The 15,900-nt window shown below is 68.8% G+C and carries 11 protein-coding genes and 2 pseudogenes; 4 read left to right on the forward strand and 9 right to left on the reverse strand.

Features of this window, described 5'->3' with window-relative positions; genetic code table 11:
• Positions 1-96 precede the first annotated feature (96 nt).
• Positions 97-504, reverse strand: a complete 408-nt coding sequence (locus tag AC07CM_RS38835; RefSeq protein ID WP_478881233.1) for a hypothetical protein — start codon at positions 502-504, stop codon at positions 97-99.
• Positions 501-1,715, reverse strand: coding sequence for an MFS transporter (locus AC07CM_RS38840; protein ID WP_478881234.1), 1,215 nt, complete (start codon positions 1,713-1,715; stop codon positions 501-503). Before AC07CM_RS38840 ends, AC07CM_RS38835 begins: the two co-directional genes overlap by 4 nt.
• Before the next feature lie 54 nt (positions 1,716-1,769).
• Between AC07CM_RS38840 and AC07CM_RS38845 the strand changes: the two genes are divergently transcribed.
• On the forward strand, positions 1,770-2,513 hold the full coding sequence (locus AC07CM_RS38845; protein ID WP_478881235.1) for an AraC family transcriptional regulator: 744 nt from the start codon (positions 1,770-1,772) through the stop codon (positions 2,511-2,513).
• Positions 2,514-2,712: 199 nt separating this feature from the next.
• On the opposite strand, the pseudogene AC07CM_RS38850 reads toward AC07CM_RS38845, so the two are convergent.
• From AC07CM_RS38850 to AC07CM_RS38860, 3 genes and pseudogenes are all read right to left on the reverse strand, one after another.
• Positions 2,713-3,017: pseudogene (locus AC07CM_RS38850) on the reverse strand (VOC family protein).
• A 908-nt stretch (positions 3,018-3,925) separates the two neighbouring features.
• Complete coding sequence (locus AC07CM_RS38855; RefSeq protein WP_478881236.1) at positions 3,926-5,449, reverse strand: chitinase; 1,524 nt, start codon at positions 5,447-5,449, stop codon at positions 3,926-3,928.
• A 517-nt stretch (positions 5,450-5,966) separates the two neighbouring features.
• Positions 5,967-6,422: a DoxX family protein gene (locus AC07CM_RS38860; RefSeq protein ID WP_478881237.1), complete on the reverse strand. Its 456-nt coding sequence runs from the start codon at positions 6,420-6,422 to the stop codon at positions 5,967-5,969.
• 599 nt (positions 6,423-7,021) lie between these two features.
• On the opposite strand from AC07CM_RS38860, the gene AC07CM_RS38865 reads away from it, so the two are divergent.
• A complete protein-coding gene (locus tag AC07CM_RS38865) occupies positions 7,022-7,759 on the forward strand; it encodes a lytic polysaccharide monooxygenase (RefSeq protein ID WP_478881238.1) in 738 nt (245 codons plus the stop codon).
• Positions 7,760-7,945: 186 nt separating this feature from the next.
• On the opposite strand, the gene htpG is transcribed toward AC07CM_RS38865, so the two are convergent.
• Positions 7,946-9,868 carry a molecular chaperone HtpG gene (htpG, locus tag AC07CM_RS38870; protein WP_478881239.1) on the reverse strand — a complete coding sequence of 641 codons (1,923 nt, stop codon included), beginning with the start codon at positions 9,866-9,868 and terminating at the stop codon, positions 7,946-7,948.
• A gap of 217 nt (positions 9,869-10,085) precedes the next feature.
• On the reverse strand, positions 10,086-10,757 hold the full coding sequence (locus AC07CM_RS38875) for a type III effector protein (protein WP_478881240.1): 672 nt from the start codon (positions 10,755-10,757) through the stop codon (positions 10,086-10,088).
• 123 nt (positions 10,758-10,880) lie between these two features.
• Between AC07CM_RS38875 and AC07CM_RS38880 the strand changes: the two are divergent.
• A pseudogene (locus AC07CM_RS38880) lies at positions 10,881-11,202 on the forward strand (DUF2267 domain-containing protein); the annotation flags it as partial.
• Between the two features lie 233 nt (positions 11,203-11,435).
• Here the strand turns inward: AC07CM_RS38880 and AC07CM_RS38885 are convergent.
• Together AC07CM_RS38885 and AC07CM_RS38890 are read right to left on the reverse strand one after the other, a co-directional pair.
• Positions 11,436-13,304 carry a SpoIIE family protein phosphatase gene (locus AC07CM_RS38885; protein WP_478881241.1) on the reverse strand — a complete coding sequence of 623 codons (1,869 nt, stop codon included), beginning with the start codon at positions 13,302-13,304 and terminating at the stop codon, positions 11,436-11,438.
• A 674-nt stretch (positions 13,305-13,978) separates the two neighbouring features.
• On the reverse strand, positions 13,979-14,536 hold the full coding sequence (locus tag AC07CM_RS38890) for a TetR/AcrR family transcriptional regulator (RefSeq protein WP_478881242.1): 558 nt from the start codon (positions 14,534-14,536) through the stop codon (positions 13,979-13,981).
• Positions 14,537-14,607: 71 nt separating this feature from the next.
• Here AC07CM_RS38890 and AC07CM_RS38895 point away from each other — a divergent pair, with 71 nt between their 5' ends.
• A complete protein-coding gene (locus tag AC07CM_RS38895; protein ID WP_478881243.1) occupies positions 14,608-15,765 on the forward strand; it encodes an FAD-dependent monooxygenase in 1,158 nt (385 codons plus the stop codon).
• The last annotated feature ends 135 nt before the right edge of the window (positions 15,766-15,900 follow it).

Here is a 15,900-nt window from a genome sequence, read left to right on the forward strand (position 1 = left end):
GGGCCCCGGGATCGTTCAGATGGAACGTCACCTGCTGTCACCGGTCCCGTGAATCGGTTTCCTGCCGCGGCACTGTCAACGGCGGCTTTGCCCGGGTCAGGCGAGGGCGTTGCGGAGGTAGACGGGCAGCGCCTGGCAGATGGCCGGGTTCGCCTTCCAACCAGGGTCGGCGAGCTGGCCGGGAGTGATGACGAACTGGCCGCCGCTGTCAGCGCGGACGACGACGCGGAACGTTTCACCCCGGGTTGACCGGCCGACGAGGTACGCGGCAAGGACGGCCCGACCCAGCTCGGTGGGATCCGCGCTGATGGTCGCGCGGCCAAAGTCTTTGCAGATCCACACGCCGCTGAACCGCTCGTGCATCAGGATCTCCCACCTCACGCGGCAGGGCATGTCTTCGCGGAACACAACCGCGATCATGCCCCAGCAAGCGGGCCTCACATCCGCTACCAGTGAGTACTGGCCAGAAAACGCGCCTATGGCTTGGTCGTAGGGGCTGTTCATCGGGGGTCGGCATGGAGGGGGCTGAGGGCGGCATCGGTGTCGTCTCCCTTCGTCGGCGCCGCGACCTGAGGCTGTGGCGTGCCCGGTTCGGGCAGGGTTCGAAAAAGCAGCCAGCTCAGCACGGGCGTCACTACGAGAGGCGCCAGTGCGGTTTGCAGGGAAGTGGCGTCGGCCAGGCTGCCGATGGCGGGGCTGGCCAGGCCGCCGACGCTGACGGTCAGGCCGAGGGTGATCCCGCTGGCGGTGCCGACTCGAGAGGGCAGGTAGTCCTGGCCGAGCGTGATCTGCAGCGAGAAGGGCACATACAGACCGACCGAGGTCAGTGCCACGAACAGGTAGATGGTCGGGCCGGGGACCCACACCACGCCGGCGATGGCCGCGGCCGTGATCAGGTACGACCGGCGCGAGACCGTCACCCGGTCCCATCGGGCGGCCAGCGACCCGCCGAGCACCGAGCCGATCGCACCGCCGAGGTAGAGCACGGACAGGGCCGCGGTGCCCGCGGCCGCGCTGCCGCCCAGGCGCTGGCGGGCGTACAGCGAGATGAAGGTGCTCAGACCGATGAACGCGATCGATCGCAAGACCACGGCCAGTGACAGTCTCACGAAGGAGGCGGTGTCGTCGCGTCCGGCCGGCGCCGTCGTACGGTGTCCGGCGGCCTGCCTGTGCTGCAGGGCGCGCACCGCGGGCAGGCACATCGCGGCACCGGCGAGGGCCGGCAGCACCAGCACGGGCGTCCAGCGCAGTCCTTCGGTGGCCACCACGGCGGCGACCATGAGCGGGGCCAGCGCGAAGCCGATATTGCCGCCCGTGGAGAACCAGCCCATGGCCCGGTGGCTGCCCTGGCCGGCGATGCGGGCGAGGCGGGCGGATTCGGGGTGGTAGGCGGCCACGCCGATCCCCGATATCGCGACACATACGAGAGTGAGCGCGTAGGAGCCGCTCAGGCCGCTCAGTGCGATGCCGACACCGCCGAGGAGCGTGCTGACCGGCAGGAGCCAGGGCATGGCCCAGCGGTCGGTGAGCGCGCCGAACACTGGCTGCGCCACCGAGGACAGCAGCGAGGCGGCCAGCACAACGCCCGAGGCGACCGCGTAGGTGTAGGCACGCTCGGCGACGAAGAACGGCACCAGGGCCGACACGGCACCCTGGTAGATGTCGACACAGGCGTGCCCCACGGACAGCAGAACGATCGGTGTGTTCCTTCGCATCCCGCCATGTTCCGGGCCCGACATCATGTCGCACTTCCGATAACCTGCCACGTGATGATGGAAACCCGCCACGATCCCGTAGCTCCCACCCGTACCCAGTGGCTGGCGGCCGGCGGCACGATCGACGCCCACCGGCACGACGACCACCAGATCATCTATGCAGGCCGCGGGGTGCTGGCTGTCACGACCAGCGAGGGATCCTGGGTCGCCCCGGGCACGCGCGCCATCTGGGTGCCCGCCGGCACCGCGCACGCGCACCGGGCCTACGGCGAACTCGACCTGCATCTGGTGGGCCTGCCCGCCACCGAGAACCCGCTCGGTCTCAACGCACCGACCGTGCTGGCTGTCAGCCCACTGCTGCGTGAACTGATCATCGCCTACACACGCGCCGAGGACGACGACAGCCCCGAACGGGGCCGCCTTCGCACGGTGCTCCTCGACCAGTTGCGGGCATCCCCCCAGCAGCCGCTGTACCTTCCCACTCCCACCACCCCCGTGCTGCGCACCCTGTGCGACATCCTGCAAGCCGAGCCGGGCGACAGCCGCACGCTCGCCGAACTCGGCCGCGAGGTCGGGGCGAGCGACCGCACCCTGTCCCGGCTGTTCCGCAGTGACCTCGGCATGACCTTCCCGCAGTGGCGCACACAACTTCGTCTCCACCACGCCCTGGTCCTCCTGACCGAGCGGACGCCGGTGACCGCGGTGGCCCATCAGTGCGGATGGTCGTCCACCAGTGCCTTCATCGACGTCTTCCGCCGCACCTTCGGCCACACCCCGGGCTCCCACCCGACGGCCTGAGGGCACGTACGAGCCTGGAGGTCGCACGGCTGCGAGCAGCTGAGGAGGAGAAGGAGCAGGGGCCGGCAGGCGCAGATCATTCAGCAGTGCAGCTGAAGAAGAAGCTTGGCATCGTCGCGGCGTATTCGGATGCCCCGCACGGGGGCGGGCCGTGCGTCACGCAGTCGAACGCGAAACCGGCAAGGACGGCGCGCGAGCGTCAGGAAGTCATGGCGGCTCGGTCGGACTCACTGCGCAGGACGCAGAATTCGTTGCCTTCGGGATCAGCAAGGATTCGCGCGAGGTCCCGGGTCGCAGACACAGATGGATCCGGTTCTTGATCGTCTTGGCCTCGGGCACCTGGTTGAAGTGCAGTACTGGGCCCTCCGCCGGCAGCACCTGGGTCTCCCGGTCACCCGGTCTGTCCTCCGGATGCAGCGGGCGGCCAGTCACGCTGCTCCAGAACCGGGCCAGTTCGTAGGCATCCGCACAGTCAATTGCCACATTCTGCAATACCGAGACCATGTGCGCGAGCTTTCCTCGTCCGCATGCCGAACGCCACTGAGTTGCGCTCACCGTTCTCGCACGCAGCCCCCGTCCATGGCAACACACAAGAAGCATTCTGCGGACAGCGGCCCTGAACAAGTGCCTCGCTCATACGGGAGGCCGACCTGCCTCGGCAGACGCCCCCTTCCCTTGAACCTCCGGCGGTGCAGCGGGACTTTGCGGACCACCGTGCTTCGGCGTGGCGGTCTTCGGCATGTCGGGTTTACTACCGATCTCACATCCGGTGCGGGAAGCGTGCCCGTATCGTCCATGCTCGTGGCGTGCAACTGAGCCCGGCGGCTTGCCACAGGGGCTGTCGGTCCGCGATGGCAGCGGCGGCCTCATCGAGATCTATCACCCGATCCATGCGTTGATGATTCCCCACCCCAAGCAGTGCTTGGTGACCGGGACTGCCTGAGAGATCGTCTCGTTGGGTGTCCGCTCGCGACTCCTGGCATGGGATTGATCGAGCGTCTTGTGTGAGACGAATTGGGGGAGTTGGCATGGCGAGTCGTAGCCCGCGACTGCACAGCCTCCTCGGAGTGGGCGGTCGCCGGCGGGCCGACGACCGAGCTGTGCTTGCGTCGATGGTGCACTCCCACGCGGCGCCGGCCGGGAGCGTGAGGCTTCCGGATCCTGCCCCGCCGCGCTCTGCGACGCCACGAGCGGTAGGACACCCGGACTCTGGCCCGACAGGCGGCAGCCCCCTGGCCGCCGTTGCTGGCGGCCGGGCCCGGCCTGATCGACCTGTGTCACCCTGCGGGCGCGAGCCCCGGCTGCCGGCCGACTATGCCGCAGGCGATCTGGGCGGGCCCGGCTCATTCCTGACGCGTTGTCGAAGAGTGCCTGCGGCGTTGCGGCATCCGGCTAGGGGAGGGGGTGGCGGTTCAGCAGGCGCCGAGGTCCTGCCAGACGCCCCACTCGCTGGTGGTGGTGGGCTCCTCGCCCGTCGTCCACCACTTGGCCTTCCAGTTGTGACCCTTGTGGGAGACCTGTTGGCCGCTGGTGTACACCTTGTCCTTGGCCCACGGCGCGTTGGTGCACTGGTTGCCGGAGCCGCCGGTGATGGTCAGGGAGTAGGTCGCCGAGTGGCTGCCTGAGGTGCCCGCGCCGGTCACGGTGACCGTGTAGGTGCCCGAGGCCGCGGCCGAGGTGGTGGCCAGGGTGAGCGTGGAGGTACCGCCCGCGGTGACCGACGTCGGGCTGAGGGAGGCGGTGACGCCTGCCGGCGCCCCGCTGACGCTGAGCTTCACGCTCTGGACGTCACCCTTCGTCACGGCCGTCTTCACGGTGGCCGTGGCGGACTGGCCGGCCGTCACGGAGGCGGAGGTGGGGCTGAGCGCGACGGAGAAATCGTTGGACGGGGTGGTGGTCCCGCCGGTGAACGGCGCGAAGACGTGCGTGAAGTCCCACGTGTTCTGCTGGATTCCCGAGCAGTTGTCCGCGGCGGCCCCGCCGGCGCAGCCGCCGTTGTCCCGCTGCAGCGCCCAGAAGGACAGGGTGTTGATGCCCTTGGCAACCGCCCAGTCGTACACGGTGCGGGCGTTGGCCAAGGTGAACGTCTCCGCCGCGCCGAAGTCGTCGACGCCCGGCATCTCGATGACGCCGACCATGTTCCACAACTGAGCCGAGCTCTTGCCCGGGTACAGCTCAGCGAGCAGGTCGTACAGACCCTGCGCGGCCGTCTGGGTGTCCTTGGCCATGTCGTGGGCCTGGTTGTCGTAGTAGTCGAACGTCATGAGGTTCACGAGGTCGACCCGGGTGCCGTTGCTCACCGCGTTGCGCAGCAGCGCCTCGCCGTTGTTCGCCAGGCCCTGCGTGGTGGTCGGCAGAGTGTAGGAGATCTCCACCGTGCGCCCGTTGGCAGCCGCCCAGTCCTCGACCAGCTTGATGGCCTTGTTGCGGCGGTCGATGGCGGCAATGTTGTCGAGCGAGTCGACCTCGATGTCCATGTCGAGCCGCGAGATGTCGTAGGTGGTGATGACCTTCTCGTACGCGGCGGCGATCTGCTGGACGTCGGTGCAGCTGTCGGCGATCTCGGTGCCGGTGGTGTCGGCCGTGTAGCCCCCGAACGAGGGGATGACGTCGCCGCCGTTGGCCTGGATCGTCTTGATGTCCGCGCCGAAGGTCGAGGCGGCGATCGGCATGCTCGTGTCGCCGTTCCAGTACGGCGTGCAGGAGCCCTTGGAGGCGGTCTGCAGGAACGCCATCGTCAGGTGCTTGGCGCCCGCCTGGGCGGACAGGGCGGCGGGGCTCTCGCCGGTCCAGGCCTCGAAGTAGGGGGCGAAGACGTGGTTCGGCAGGGGCGTAGCGGCCTGTGCGGTGCCGGTTCCCGTGAGGGCGAGGCCCATCGCGGCCGCCGTGGTGGCGGCTGCGGTGAGGGCCGCGCGGAAGGAACGCACGAGTCTCATGTCAGTCCCGGTGTGTGGAAGGGGTGGCCAATGTCCGTGCCCGGACAGGGAGTTGCCGACTACTGGGATAGCGGCCGCCCCAGCGATGGGTCAATGGTCTGGACCAAGAAGGGACTAGACCAATTCGGGGCCGCTCGGCGCCCTTTCCCTGTACAGGGCACTCGGCGGCGCACTGGACCATGCTCGAACGTTCAACCAGGTCACGTCACCGGCGACGCGACCGGCGGCCGGCAGTCGGCCGAATACCCGGGCCGCCGCCGGACTTTGTACGGGGTCAGGGGCAACCCCGGGCCAGGCAATCACAGGCCATCGGCCCTGTCGGCCCTGTTCCGGTGGGGTGAGTTCCTTGCGGGCGATCTCCTGGTCGAACAACGGTGCCCAGGCATCGTGCTGAGCCGGGCAGAGAACGGCGGGCCGTCGACGGAGCGGAGAGCGGCGGGCCGACCACGGAGCAGAGAACGGTGGGCCGACGGACAGGAGGGTGCGCTGTCCGTCGGCGGTTACGTCGACCTTCCGCTCACGCGGATGTCGACGTGCTCCGTGACCACGTCGAACCGGTCGACCCGGTGCCGGACCGTCGGCGGGAAGGAATGAGGGACGCCAGTGCCCATCGACCCGGTCCGAAAACGGCGATGAGGAGGAAGGACCAGCAGAACATGGCCGCAGGCTCGCCGCCGTTTTCGATGGGGAGCGCCGCGTGGGCCTGGTGCACGTCGAAGTAGGCGTACGCCATGGATCCCGAGCACACCATGGCGGCGAGGCGAGTTCCGAGGCCGCACAGAACCAGTACCCCGCCGACCAGTTGGATGACCGCGGCCCACCAGCCGGGCCATGCGGCGAACTGCGGCTCTGCGCCGTGCGGACCGCCCAGGATGCCGAACAAGGTGGCGGCTCCGTGGCAGGCGAACAGCAGTCCCACGACGATCCGGAACAGTCCGAGCACGTGCACCTTGCTTCTTTCCAGCGCTTTCATTGGAGGTGCTCCTCTCTCGCGCAGCGACCGTGGGGGTGCTGCGCCGCGATGGGGCGAGACTGGGGTGCGTTTGTGGGCGTGCCGGCCCGGACGGCGTCGGTGTGTGGTGCTCGGGGCGCTACTCCGGCGGGTGATGCGGGTATGTCCGCGGCCGCGTTCGTGGGGTGCCGCGCGGCGGGGCGATGGCTCTGCGGTCCGGTGGCACGCACGTGCAGAGCACTGTGAACCATTCCGACCGAGCTTGTCTAGACCAATAGCCGGGGAAGATTCGAGGCGTGGCCCGGTTCCCGGGGTAATCCCTCCCAGTTTTCGAACGGCGCGCGCAGGACTCTTGACCGAACCGGACGCGAGGTTATGGTCTAGACCTAGTGGTCGTCAGGTCCAGACCTTTCCCGGCCTTCGCCCTGACCTACGGCGTCCATTGCGCCAAGACGCGGCGCGTGTCTCACGCGCCGCGCCCTCGAGGTGTCCGCGCACCCCGCCCGGCCCCGCGGGATGCGCCATCGGTGCGCAACTGCCCACCACGCACCACCGGCAACGCACGGCAAGGCCGGGCTTCACATGCGCCAACCTCGAACACCCCGAAGGAAGTGAATGGCATGAACACAAAAAGACGAGCGGCTTTCGCGATCGGTGCGCTGCTGGCTCCGGTGCTCGCCGTCAGCCTCCCGGCGAGCACGGCCAGCGCCCACGGGTGGGTGACGCTGCCCACCAGTAGGCAGGAACAGTGCGCCGAGGGCATCGTCGACTGCGGCCAGATCAAGTACGAACCGCAGAGCGTCGAGGGACCCAAGGGCCTGCAGAGCTGCAGTGGCGGACACGCGGAGTACGCCGAGCTCGACAACGACAGCAAAGGCTGGCAGGTCACACCGGTCGGCACGACCGTGACGTTCACGTGGCACAACACGGCCCGGCACTCCACCGCCAACTGGCAGTACTTCATCGGTGGTCAGAAGATCGCCGAGTTCGACGGCCACAATCAGCAGCCGGCCGCGGACGTCAGCCAGGAGGTGAACTTCGGAACCTTCACGGGCCGTCAGAAGGTGCTCGCCGTCTGGAACATCGCGGACACCGCCAATGCGTTCTACTCCTGCGTCGACGTCAACATCGGTGGCGGCAGCGGCGATGGCACAGGTGGTGGCGGGGGCACAGGCGATGGCAACGGCAGCGGTGGGACCACCTGCACCACGCCGGGTTGGGACGCCGCACGGGTCTACACCGGCGGTGACACCGTGTCGTACGGCGGCCACAACTGGCGTGCCAAGTGGTGGGTGACCGGCGACGAGCCCGGCACCACCGGCGAGTGGGGTGTCTGGGAAGACCTCGGGGCCTGCTAGGGCTTCTCGAAGACAGTCGCGCGCAGACAGGCAGATGCCCCCGGACACGGGACGTGGCTTGTGTATCCGGGGGCCCTACCAGCCGCTCAGACAGGAGCGCTTGGAGTCAACGCCTTCACCGTGGCACGACCAGGGCGGCGTACCCGCCGGCGACACCCGTTGTGTTGAGAGAAATGGCGAAGCCGGTTACAGAGCGCGTTGCAGACGGTCCGCCATCAGTTTGACGAACCGTGCCGGCTCCTTCGGCCGGCCGCCTTCGGCGAGTACGGCCAGGCCGTACAGGAGCTCGGCGGTCTCTGCGAGCGTGCTGTGGTCCTCGCGCTCTGTGTAGGCCTGGTTGAGGCCCTTCACCAGCTGGTGGTGGGCGTTGAGTTCCAGGATCCGCTTGGTGCGGGGCACGTCCTGGCCCATCGCGCGGTACATGTTCTCCAGGGCCGGGGTCAGGTCGTCGGCATCGGAGACCACGCACGCAGGGGAGACGGTCAGGCGCGAGGACAGGCGTACCTCCTTGACCTCCTCGTCCAACTGCTGCGTCATCCAGCCGAGGAGCCCGGCATACTCCTCGCTCTGCTTCTTCTGCTCGCCCTCAGATGTATCGGCGTCTTCGGCGTCGAGGTCGATGCGGCCCTTGGCGACGGACCGCAGCTTCTTCCCTTCGTACGCGCCGACGGCGTCGGCCCAGACTTCGTCCACGGGGTCGGTGAGCAGCAGCACCTCGATGCCGCGATCCCGGAACGCTTCCATGTGGGGAGAGTTCTCGATGCTTTGCCGGGACTCGCCGGTCAGGTAGTAGATGTCGTCCTGACCGTCCTTCATTCGCTCCACGTACTGCTTGAGCGTCGTCTGCTCGGTGTCATGGTGGGTGCTCGCGAACGAGGCTACGGCGAGGAGGGCGTCGCGGTTCTCCGAGTCGGTGACCAGCCCCTCCTTGAGGACGGTGCCGAACTCTCGCCAGAACGTGGCGTAGCTGTCCGGGTTCTTGGTCATCATGCCGTTGACGGTGGAGATGATCTTCTTCGTCAGGCGGCGGCGCATCATGTCGATGTGGCGGTCCTGCTGGAGGATCTCGCGGGAGACGTTGAGCGAGAGGTCTGCTGCGTCGACGACGCCCTTGACGAAGCGGAGGTACGGCGGCAGCAGCGCCTCGCAGTCCTCCATGATGAGGACCCGCCTGACGTAGAGCTGCAGGCCCCGCTTGTAGTCACGGTTGAACAGATCGTAAGGGGCGTGGGCGGGCAGGAACAGCAGGGCCTGGTACTCGAAGGTGCCCTCCGCCTGGAGCCGGATCGTCTCCAACGGGTCGCGCCAGTCGTGTCCGACGTGCTTGTACAGCTCGTGGTACTCCTCGTCGGACACCTCGCCGCGAGACCGCGCCCACAGGGCCTTCGTGGAGTTGAGTGTCTCGAGTGCGGGCGCCTCGTCGCTCTGGTCCTCCTGGCTCCTGCCGTCCGCGGCCGTGCCTTCGGGCGCCGTGCGGATGGGCCAGGTGATGAAGTCCGAGTACCGCTTGATGATCTCCCGGATCTTCCACGGGGAGGTGTAGTCGTGGAGCTGGTTGTCCGGGTCGGCCGGCTTGAGGTGGAGCGTGACGGAGGTGCCCTGCGGCGCGTCGGCAACCGTCTCCAGCGTGTAGGTGCCCTCACCGTGTGATGTCCAGCGGGTGCCCTCGCTCTCACCGGCGCGCCGCGTCACCAGGGTCACTGCGTCCGCCACCATGAAGCTGGAGTAGAACCCGACGCCGAACTGGCCGATGAGACCCTCCTCGGCTCCGTCCTTGGCCTCCCGCAGTTCTTGCAGGAACTGGGCGGTGCCCGAGTGGGCGATCGTGCCGATGAGCTGCCCCACCTCGTCATAGGACATGCCGATGCCGTTGTCGCGCACGGTCAGGGTGCGGGGGTCCTTGTCGATGTCGAGCTCGATGTGCAGATCGGACACGTCGGCGTCGAGGGAGTCGTGTCGCAGCTTCTCGAGGCGCAGCTTGTCCAGCGCGTCGGAGGCGTTGGAGACGAGCTCGCGAAGGAAGACGTCCTTGTTCGAGTAGACGGAGTGGATCATCAGCTGCAGCAGCTGACGGGCCTCCACCTGAAACTCAAAGGTTTCGGTTGGCATGTTCGCGCATACCTCACAGGTCTTGTCATCGGACAACTGGCTCAGTTACTGAAAACAACGATCTAGGTCGCCGCCGATCGGGCGTGCGGGGCCGTGGTGGCGGGCCGCCTGCGGCAGCAGTCACCATCAGCCTCACAGCGACCCCGTCGTGTGCCTGCCCGGACAAGACAGGGCCGGCACCCGACGTCGCTTTGAGGGGCGCCGTGACTGCCGAGGGCTAGCCGGGGTTGGTGGCGGTCGTGGCGGTCGTGGCGGACGTCGTGAGGGTGTCGAGTTGGGCGGCGAGGGCGGGGTGAGCCGCTAGGTGGGGACGGGTGGCGTTCAGGGGGGTGAGGAGGGCGGCGGGGTCCTTGTGGGCGAGGGCGGCGTTGAGTTGGCTCAGTGGGTGCTGGGCGGCGGTGGGGAGGTCGGTGAGGGCGGTGATCTGACCGGCGATGCGGCGCAGGTCGGCGGCGTTGTTCCGGGCCCAGGCGCTGGTGCTGCGCTGTGCGGCGCGGCGTTCGCGGGTGGCCTGGACGCGTTGTTCGCCGGTGGTTCCGGCGGGGCCGGGCCGATTGCGCAGGTAGCGGCGTTCGGCGGCCTGGCGGCTGGCAACGCCGAGGGGATGGGCGAGGTCGGACCAGCTGGCTCCTGCTCCGCGGGCGGTTTCGATCAGGCCGGTCTCCCATCCGGCGAGCTGCTCACGGACGTGGCGCAGCAGCAGCAAGGAAGCCAGGGCCCGCTCCGGGCCGACGTCGGACGCCGTGGCAGCAGCGGGGGCTTGCTGCTGGGCGGTCTGCAGGGCGTCGTCTATGGCTTCCAGGGCCGCCGCAGCAGCGAGGAACGACGCAGGGCCCCGGGCGTCGATGGGGGCAGAGACCGGTCGGTCAGGTCGATCCGCTGTCGTCATGGGCACCTCCTCCACATCGTCATCGCCTGGATGACTCCCAAGTCTGTCATCCATTGGATGACATGTTACTAGGGTTTCCTGAGGCCCATTGGCAGCTTCTGCCCATACCTGTTGGAGGTGTATTCCGTCCGCCTCGTCCTCGCTGGCATCGGACGCCGGCTGACGGGCGACGAGCGCGTCGAACTCGCCGCACGCCTCCCCTCCGAAGCGGCACGCATCCTTTCCCTACGGATCCCGGACCCCAAGCCCATGACCGGCCGGGCCTTCGTCGAAGATCTGCCGCGCACGCCGATGCGCCCCTCGCCACCACCCGCTGGGACACCGGATCGTCCTCGCCACCGTGGCTGCGCTTGCCGGCCCCGACCTCCTTACCCGCATGCTGCATCAGCTCCGGACCGGCTATGCACTGTTGTTCGGCCTCGCCGAACTCGCCCCAGCGGCATAGCGACCGACCCCCCTCACTCCGACCGTGGGGGCGAGGAGGGTGACGCTCTCCGTCTCGGTATGCGAGCAAGCCGGAAAGGTCGGCCGGTTCCCAAGGCAGCGCATGGCAAGGGCTGTTCGACTGGTGCTGCGAGCGACTCACACTCCCCAGAGGCACCAACCCATGGAAACGGACCGTGGATCTTGCACAGGCGTAGGGCGTCTGCCGGCCGGCGATCCGTCGTCACGCACGCCTCATGCGTCGGGTCTGCGCGGGGGGTGTAGCGCTTCGCGGGTGTCCTGGGTGGGGTCTTGCACGGGGGCTTGTTCCTGGAGGGAGCCGGGGGCGGCTCTTTCCGGGGCGGCCGGGCTGTGGGCGTTCTGGGGTGGTGGTGGCGGGTTGTGGTCGTCAGGGGTGCCGGCTCCGGCGGGAGGCAGACGCAGGGCGAGCAGGGCGGTGTCGTCACCGCGGGGGGACAGCCGTTGCAGGAGTTGGTCGCAGAAGTCGTCGATGGTTGGGGCGGGTTGTTGCCGGGCCAGGACGGAGGCGTGGTGGCGGAGCCTGGCCATGCCGGCATCGATGGGGCGTTCCCGGCTCTCGACGAGGCCGTCGGTGTAGAAGAGCACGGTGGCCTCCGCGGGGAGTTCCTCGTGCGCGTCCGGCCAGGTCAGGCCGAGGTGCATGGTGGCGCTCATGCCGATCAGCGGTCCGTGGCCACTGGTGAGGAAGCGGGTGTCTCCGTCGGGTGTGATCAGCAGCGGCGGGGGGTGGCCGGCGTTGACCCAGTGCAACTGCCAGGGTCCTCCTTCGGGGCCCTCGACGCGGGCGAAGATCAGTGTGGCTATCGGTGCGTCGCTTGTGTGGGTCACCGCCTCGTCCAGCCGGCACATGATCATGCTGGGTGGCCCCACGTGGGTCCAGGCCAGAGCACGCAGCATGTTGCGCACCTCGGCCATGTGGACCGCGGCCTGCAGATCGTGGCCCACCACGTCTCCGATCACCAGGGCCATGACGCCGTCGGAGAGCAGGAAGGCGTCGTACCAGTCGCCGCCGATCTCCATGGCGCGCTGTGCCGGCAGATAGCGGGCAGCCATCCGCAGGTGGTCGACCTGCGGCAGCGGTGCCAGCAGCTGGCGCTGCATGGTCTCGGCGACGTTGCGCTGCTCGTCGTAGAGCTGGCTGTTGTCCAGCACCAGCGCGAGCCGGCGCCCGATGTCCGCGAGCAGCCGCATCTCGGCGTCGGTCGGCGGATGAGAGTCTTCGGCGCGTGCCACCGTCAAGACGCCGTAGTACTGCCGACGGGACCGGATCGGTACTGCGGTTGCCCAACGGCCGCCCAGCCGCTCGAACAAAACCCGGTGACTGGCCGAGAGCGGCGCACCCGCATCCGCCATGTCCCCGGCCTCTACCAGGACCGGATCGTCGCCGCGGATGAGCTCCGGCCGAATGTGCGCCCCAGACAGCGGGAGCGGCCCCGTCAGTTGCCTGGCGCGACCTGGATGGGCCGGGCTGCGCACGGCGACACGCTGCAGGAGGCCGGATCGTGCGTCGACGAAGTCGACGGTGGCCCAGTGGCCGAGGTCCGGCACCAGCAAAGGAAGCAGCTGCCGCGCTGCGGCGGTGGCATCCATATTGGACATCAGCACCGAAGACACCTCAGCGAGGAGATTCAACCGGTTGGTGAGCGCCTCCAGGGCGGCGGTGTGGGCGATCGCCCGCGCTTCGGCGTCCCGGTGCAGGCTGAAGTCGCTGAAGACGATCACCAACCCCCCAGGCTTTCCTTCCGGCATGAGCGGCGTCGCCGACCAGATGATCGGAAGCAGGAAGCCGTCACCGCGCAGGAAGTACTCCTCACTGCCTTCAACAGCGTCCCGGCTGCCCGTCAGCGGAGTCCGCATCAGACACTGCTCGCGGGGGACCGCACTGCCGTCAGGGCTGCGATGGAGTAGATCATGCGCGTCCCGCCCCAGCATCTGCGCCGCTGACCGGCCCAGCAAGCGTTCCGCCCACGGATTGACGTACGTGATCAGCCCGGCTGCATTCAGGGTGAAGACACCGGCGCCCAGGTCTCGCAGGACGTCACCCGCGAAGCCGGGATTCCGCTCACCGTGCGAACCGGTCATGGGGTACCACTCCTCGTGACCAGGCTCTCAGAAAACAGGCCGCGCACGCACCACAGCCTTCGAAGCAGCGACCGCGGGGCCTGCTGACCGCGGCGTGTGCAGGTCAGCTGCTGCGAAGACCCGCGCTTTCGCGAGTGTCGCAAGAAGCGGAGCGGGGCCCGGGCGATAAGGGACGCGCTGATGCCGGGTGCGCCCCGCACCGCGACGAGCACTCCTGACATGTCTACGGCCTCGCCGCCCCAACCCTGGACAAGATCGAACAGATGCACAGCACCGGGTATGAGGTCCCTGCCTACGTCCTGGCCGTCACGGAGGACGCGCACCGCATCGCCGGCCGCGCTGACAAGGGGCGGGCCGCCGTCAACGACGCAAGCCGGATCCGGGGCGGAGCGCCCTACATGGCCGCCGCCCTCGCATCTTCGCGGCCCCCGAGCCGGCCGAGCCCGCCAATACCACCGGGGCGTGCCGCCGCCCGGCGGGCGAAGAGCTGGACGCGGTCGCCAACTCCCAGGACAACGAAGCCATGTACGGGAAAACGACGTCAATGCCCGCGCGTGCGGGCAGTCGCCGACGACCGCGCAGCGGACTGGCGCATCGTGGTACCCACCCTCATCGACGCCGACCTGCGCCGCCGCCTCACTGATCAAGTCGAGCGGCGCCGTGGACCGCCGCTCCTAGCGTAGGGCGGCCGCGATCAGGCCTTCGAGGGCCTCGCGTGGTACATCGCCGCCGCTCACCAGCCGATCGAAGACCAGCCCGTCGATGCAGGTCAGCAGGGTGTGAGTGCGATTCTCGACATCCGCCACGCCGTGTGCAGTGAGGAACAGCCGGACGGCCTCACGGCCGGCGTTGTCGCGAGGGACGAGGATCTCGCGCAGTTCAGGGTCGCGAACGCTCTCGACGGCACAGGCATAGCGAGCGAGCGAGCGGCGGCGGCCTTCGCCGGTGAGGCGCTGATGGGTGAGCATTGCCATGCCGTCCACCAGTTCCTCGACGGTGCGCAGAAGTGGAAGCTCTTCGGCCATCGTTTGCAGTTCCGCTTGGTCACGTTGAACGAGGCGGGTGACGAGTCCGGTGAGCAGCGCGGCTCGGGTGCGGAAGTAGGCCGACGTGGTACCGGGCGGCAGCGCCGCCTTACGGTCGACCGCACGGTGGGTCAGGCCGCGGATCCCTTCGTCGGCGAGTACGTCGAGAGCCGCGTCCGCGAGGAGAGTGCGCCGATCCGAAGCCATGGCCCCTTTCTACACCTGTAGTGCTTCAGATAGCGTCATCCTTCTACAGGTGTAGAAGGATGAGGTTCGGCATGGACAGCACAGCAGTGGTCGTCGGCGGGGGCATCGGCGGGCTGGCCGCCGCGATCGGCCTGCGCCGCATCGGCTGGGAGGTGGCGGTCGTCGAGCGCGCGTCCATGCTTGAGGACGCGGGGGCGGGCATCTCACTGGCCGCCAATGGCCTGCGGGCACTGGACGAACTCGGCGTCGGCGAGGCGGTAAGGGATGCTTCGCGGGGCCAGTACAGCGGCGGCACCCGCACACCAGAGGGTGGTTGGCTGACCCGAATGGACGGCGCGGTGCTGGAGAGGGCCGTGGGCGCACCGATCATGGGCATCCCCCGCTCCACCCTGCACCGGCTGCTGCGAAAGGCCCTGCCCGCCGAGGCACTGCTCATCGGCTCGGAGGTTGGCTTCGTCCGGCCGATCGGCCCCAGGGCGGTTCAAGTCACCTGCGGCGACACAGTCCTGGACGCAGATCTGGTGGTGGCGGCCGACGGCGTCGGCAGCAAGGTGCGCGGCCTCCTCTTCCCAGCCCACCCCGGCCCGGTCTACAGCGGCTCGACCGTGCTGCGCGCCATCACCGAGCAGGCGGTTCACCTGCGCACCGACTTCGAGCTGACGTGGGGACACGGGGCCGAGTTCGGGCACATCGCCTTCCATGACGGGCGTGCCGAGTGGCACGCCGTCCTCAACCTGCCGACCGGAACGCGGTTCGCCGACCCCCTGGCCGAACTGCGCCGACGGTTTCGCAACTGGCATGAGCCGATCCCCGCGCTGCTCGACGCGACGCGGCCCACCGCCGTACTGCACCACGACGTCAACGAACTTCGCACGCCGCTTCTTTCCTACACGGTCGGCCGGATCGCATTGCTCGGGGACGCGGCACACGCGATGACCCCCAACCTCGGCCAGGGCGCCTGCCAAGCGCTGGAGGACGCGGTCACCTTGGCCGCCGCACTCGCCACCGAGCACACCGCCGAAGCCGCGCTCGCCCTCTACGACGCCGAGCGCCGGCCGCGCAGCCAAGCAGTCGCGCGGGCCGCCCGGCAAGCCGGGCGGATGGGCCAGCAGCTCTCCCACCCACTGGCCGTTGCCCTGCGGAACACGGCGATGCGGCTGACACCTTCACGCGCCACAACTCGCATGATCCTTCGGCACCACGACTGGGTTCCGCCCCATCTGAATTGACGTGACCGGCGCCTTGACGCTCGCGTCGCGCCGGAGCCGGCGCGCGGTGGGTGCGGGTGACAGCACGTGTACACGCCGGGAGGGGGGGGGGGGGGGGGGGGGGGGGGGCGGGGGGGGGGGGGCGCGCGCTCCCCC

The organism is Streptomyces sp. NPDC044061, from assembly GCF_056434305.1.

Coding starts and splice junctions, on each gene's coding strand:
- AC07CM_RS38835 (WP_478881233.1), bottom strand. CDS start 504: ATGAACAGCCCCTACGACCAAGCCATAGGCGCGTTTTCTGGCCAGTAC.
- AC07CM_RS38840 (WP_478881234.1), bottom strand. CDS start 1,715: ATGCGAAGGAACACACCGATCGTTCTGCTGTCCGTGGGGCACGCCTGT.
- AC07CM_RS38845 (WP_478881235.1), top strand. CDS start 1,770: ATGATGGAAACCCGCCACGATCCCGTAGCTCCCACCCGTACCCAGTGG.
- AC07CM_RS38855 (WP_478881236.1), bottom strand. CDS start 5,449: ATGAGACTCGTGCGTTCCTTCCGCGCGGCCCTCACCGCAGCCGCCACC.
- AC07CM_RS38860 (WP_478881237.1), bottom strand. CDS start 6,422: ATGAAAGCGCTGGAAAGAAGCAAGGTGCACGTGCTCGGACTGTTCCGG.
- AC07CM_RS38865 (WP_478881238.1), top strand. CDS start 7,022: ATGAACACAAAAAGACGAGCGGCTTTCGCGATCGGTGCGCTGCTGGCT.
- htpG (WP_478881239.1), bottom strand. CDS start 9,868: ATGCCAACCGAAACCTTTGAGTTTCAGGTGGAGGCCCGTCAGCTGCTG.
- AC07CM_RS38875 (WP_478881240.1), bottom strand. CDS start 10,757: ATGACGACAGCGGATCGACCTGACCGACCGGTCTCTGCCCCCATCGAC.
- AC07CM_RS38885 (WP_478881241.1), bottom strand. CDS start 13,304: ATGACCGGTTCGCACGGTGAGCGGAATCCCGGCTTCGCGGGTGACGTC.
- AC07CM_RS38890 (WP_478881242.1), bottom strand. CDS start 14,536: ATGGCTTCGGATCGGCGCACTCTCCTCGCGGACGCGGCTCTCGACGTA.
- AC07CM_RS38895 (WP_478881243.1), top strand. CDS start 14,608: ATGGACAGCACAGCAGTGGTCGTCGGCGGGGGCATCGGCGGGCTGGCC.